General features: G+C 36.2%; 5 protein-coding genes. All 5 read right to left on the reverse strand.

The features are described from left to right. Positions 1-220: 220 nt before the first annotated feature. Positions 221-739 carry a hypothetical protein gene (locus tag BLQ57_RS19595; protein WP_087941327.1) on the reverse strand — a complete coding sequence of 173 codons (519 nt, stop codon included), beginning with the start codon at positions 737-739 and terminating at the stop codon, positions 221-223. Then, the gene (locus BLQ57_RS19600; RefSeq protein ID WP_139162827.1) at positions 729-1,877 is read right to left on the reverse strand and encodes a 6-bladed beta-propeller; all 1,149 of its coding nucleotides are present in this window, start codon (positions 1,875-1,877) and stop codon (positions 729-731) included. The genes BLQ57_RS19595 and BLQ57_RS19600 overlap by 11 nt, the downstream gene beginning before the upstream one ends. 27 nt (positions 1,878-1,904) lie before the next feature. Beyond that, a complete protein-coding gene (locus BLQ57_RS19605) occupies positions 1,905-2,126 on the reverse strand; it encodes a hypothetical protein (RefSeq protein ID WP_087941325.1) in 222 nt (73 codons plus the stop codon). Positions 2,127-2,432: 306 nt separating this feature from the next. Further along, a complete protein-coding gene (locus tag BLQ57_RS19610) occupies positions 2,433-2,888 on the reverse strand; it encodes a thioredoxin domain-containing protein (RefSeq protein ID WP_139162828.1) in 456 nt (151 codons plus the stop codon). A 61-nt stretch (positions 2,889-2,949) separates the two neighbouring features. After that, complete coding sequence (locus BLQ57_RS19615; protein WP_087941323.1) at positions 2,950-4,071, reverse strand: 6-bladed beta-propeller; 1,122 nt, start codon at positions 4,069-4,071, stop codon at positions 2,950-2,952. Positions 4,072-4,310: the final 239 nt, after the last annotated feature.

Here is a 4,310-nt window from a genome sequence, read left to right on the forward strand (position 1 = left end):
GGCTACTCCAAATAATACTTTTTTCATGTTTTTAAAGAATTAGATTTTATTAAAAACTTTTGGCCCAAAAGTAGCTTTGAACATCAAAGCTGAAACTAACTTATTGAGTTCGGTTTTTAATCGCAAATCTTTTCCCCGAAAAACTTCCATTTATTCCATCAGTGGTGTTTTTTTTTGCAGACGGATGATTTTTAACATTTTCTATTGGATATACCTGCAATTACGGTTGTAAAAAATCCTGTACTTGTTTTTCAAACAATTCTGGAATACCCATTTCAGCCGAAGAAAAAACCTGACCTTCTTTTACCAAATACATCTGAACGTCATTCCGCTCATAGGGAAAATACTCTAAATGATTAAGCCCAAAGAATTTGTTTTCTTTATCATAAAATACCGAATAGGGAAATTGATTTTCAGAAAGTAAATCTTCCAAATAGGTTTTATTCAATCCTAATTCTTTATTTTCTCCACCAAATATAAGGATTACTGGTAATTCAGGATGTTTCGTTTTAAGGTCCTCGAATCGCTTTATTAGCATGGAACGGAACATTGACAGGGGCCTGGTTTCATTCATCCCAAAATAGGTGACCAGCATTTTTTCACAGGTTAAACAGGGCTCTGCTGGTGACCCATTCGTATTAATTAATTCAAGTTCATCAGGAAAAGTAATAACTGTAACTTCCTTTTTCCCGCAGGAATAAAGGAAAATCACAAAAAATAGAAGTAAACTATATCTCATCTTTTAATTTAGCCTTGATCAGTACTGGGTAATCAAATTGTCTCTCCTCCAATTTTATACTTAGACCGGATGAAAGGTTGTTTTTAAACGTTTTCTTAACAGTGGAGTGGTTAGAAAGAAAGATAACCTCTTCTCCCTTAACCAAAACCGGCTCACTAAATGGATCTTCTTCCAGACTTTTTCCTTCATATCCAAAAATCTGATCTCCCTGTTTTTCTATAAATAACACTTTCTTGAAAGAACCGGAATTTTTCTGAATATGTATATTAACAAGATAATGCTTTTCACTCTCAAATGCTGCTTTAAAAACTGCAAATCCATTTTCCGACAACTCCCCAAATGATTCGAAGAGGCTTTTTTCCCAAAAATCAGAAGGAAGTGCATATCTACCAAAGTCAAGTTCAAGAATTGGCACTAATTCTTCTGAATTAAAATTATAGATTTTATTATTAAATATCTCAGTATAAAGTAGTGAGTTCTCTGATTCAAAGAAGTTCCGTTCTCCTGTTGGCAACATTTCATTTTGATAATCATTGGGTAAAAATGACCTTACTCTGTTTCCTTTTGGATCTGTTAAAATTACTCGATTCTCCACGAACGGTAAATTATGCCCACCAGAAAACAAAAATCCTCCCGAATTCAAAATTGTAAATGAGCTAGCTAAATAATCGGAATCAATAATTTCTTTCCATTCCTTTCCAGAAGATTTTTTGAAAACTTTAGAAACATCACCCATAGAGGTCAATACAAATAGATTCCCTTCATCATCAACTTGAAAATCCTGTAAACCTTTAAGCTGATCAGGTCCTTCTCCGACACTTACTGCAGGTCCCAAGTAACTCCCATTCAGTGAAAAATGATGAATCGCATCTCTGATCCCAATATCCATCAAATAATAGCCCTGTATATTCATTCTAAGCCTAATATCCAATCCCATCAGATTTTCAGGAGTGGTTTCGAGTGGAACCAAATCTAAAATCTCAAAATTCTCCATGTTGATTGGCAGTGCTTTCTCAACTAGGATTTGGGGAATTGGCTTTTCACCTTCTTTTTCAGAGTAACAACTAATAACTAAAAATAAGCTAAGACAATAAATAATCCTGTGATTCATTATTTCTATTGAAAGTAAAAAGGCCAAAGGGAGTTCCCTTGGCCCTAAATTAGTTTAACTGCACTTATAGCAGTGAACATAAGATTGCGAACATAAGTAACCTGTAGCTACATTTTCACAGTTATACGCTTCAATTTCTCCTGCACACCAGTACATTCTTTGATAACAGCGGGTTTCTTCACCTTCCCCAAGATCCACACTCCCCTGACCTTGGGCAGTTATACCCGAAAACGCCATAGCCCCTAAAAAGGCTACTCCAAATAATACTTTTTTCATGTTTTTAAAGAATTAAATTTAACTAAAAAGTTTTTGGCCCAAAAACGACTTCGACTCCGAAGCTGAAACTAACCTATTGAGTTTAGTTTTTAATCGCAAACGTAAACTCCAAAAATTGTCCTTTTATTCCATCAGCGGCGTTTTTTTTTGCAGACGGTTAATAATCAGCTAGAAGTAAAGTTTTTTCGAGCGGATATAGTCCACTACCCCCTCCGGCATCAGGTAGCGGATAGATCGCTCCTGCTGAATTGCTTCCCGGATAAAGGTCGCTGAGGTACCTGAAAAGAGAAGGAATGCAAAAAATTTCTACTCCTCGCTTTCGATGGGTTTCATCCCAAAATGCTCTTCCAATTGACCAACTCGATCATTGGGCATCCCAAAATTGTAAAGATCCAATATCCGATTATCTTTTACCAAAAAATGAAGTACGGTTTTATATGTCACATCGATGTTGTCTAGCTGATTAATTTCAAAAAATTCATCTTCGGGATCTAAATAGACTGGATAGGGAAAATCCTGCCTTTCGAAAAAAGAGCGGAGCTGCTGAGCACTGTTTTTCCCATCTTTCCCTTTTCCTCCCAAATAAACACTGACTGAAAGATCTGGATAGGATGCTGCAAAGTCCTTCCAATTCACAATATTATCAGTAAATAAATAGGTGGAACCCTTAGCCATATTTACATAAAAAACAGCTTTTCCCTTGCAGTCTGGACAAGGGGGGTTACCCTGATGAACGATTTCTAAATTATCAGGAAAAATCATTTGCTCTGGTTTTTTTTGACAAGCAAAGAAAAGATAGATAAGGGAAAAGCAGATTAAAACTTTATTTATCGAATGAGGCATTTGTTTTAAGAATAACTGGATAATCAAATTCTTTCTTAGGAATTTTAGATTGGATCTGGTCCAACTGGGTTTTGGATAGCTCATTCAAAATCACAGAACGATAAGTCAAAAACATAGCTTGTCCATCTTCAATCCCAATGGGATAATGATAGAGTAGATCATCATTCATGTTGGTTGATAATTTTTGGATTTTATCGGTAGATTTATCGATAAACACCAATTCCTTGAAAATGCCTTCAGGCTTCTGAACATGAATGCTAAGTAGCATCAAATTTTCATCCTCAAATACCCCGTGTAAATTGGCAAATCCAGTTTCACTCATTTTCCCAAAACTATTCATAATGTCCTCTTGCCAGAAATAATCGGGAATCGAATAGGAGCCAAAATCCATTTGAATCACCTTTTCTAAGGTGTCATTATGAAAGCTGTAAACATAGGGTTGAAAAGACTCAATGATATGAATGTCATTTCCATTTTTGAAGAAATTGCGTTCTGTCATTGGCAAAAGTTTGTTTTCGTAAGTGTTGTCCAAAAAAGCGGAGGTGACTTTTCCTCCTGAATCAGCTTTTACCAAGCGAAACTTGGTGAAAGGTAGATTATAACTTCCATAAAGCAAATATTCTCCGGATGGCAAGTTGGTAAAAGAACTTGCTAAATAATCAGTTTGAAATACCGGGATGATTTCTCCTGAAACTGAAACTTCGTAGACGCTAGCTTGATCGCCTATGGCTGATAACACCTCAATCCTCCCTTCTGAATTGATTAAGAAATCATCCAAATCTTTCAGGTAACCCGGACCATCACCTACTTGGGCAACAGCACCCCGATATTCACCTTCTCTGTCAAATTGGTGGATTACTGTTTTGGAGTTTTCATCCATCAAATAAAAAGACAAAGCATCAAATCGAACTCGGATATCTGTACCCATTAGGTTTTCAGAGGTGGTTTCAAGTGATATGACTTTTTGAATAGTCAGCTCATTCTTTTGGACTATATCGAGCTCATTCAATACTAATTTTTTAATTTCCAAATCACCATTAAATGTGCAGGATAGAAAAAAGATGGGAATAATAACCCAAAATGAGAATTTGTAGGGATTCATTTTTTCTTCTGATTACAAAAAGCTGTCCACCCGTGGATGGATGAGGCTGCTGATTGTTTATTTGTTAATATCCTTGACAATTAAGACATCCAAATTCATATCTACTACAACGGTCACTTGTGAATTCGTTGTCACAATGCTTTACCGTATAATGCCCATTGCAGATGACCATTCTCTGATAGCATGGTGGCTTTGGCTCTCCCCCTCCAGGATCCACACTCCCCTGACCTTGGGCAGTT

The organism is Algoriphagus faecimaris (genome assembly GCF_900101705.1).
In the GTDB taxonomy this organism is placed as follows: domain Bacteria; phylum Bacteroidota; class Bacteroidia; order Cytophagales; family Cyclobacteriaceae; genus Algoriphagus; species Algoriphagus faecimaris.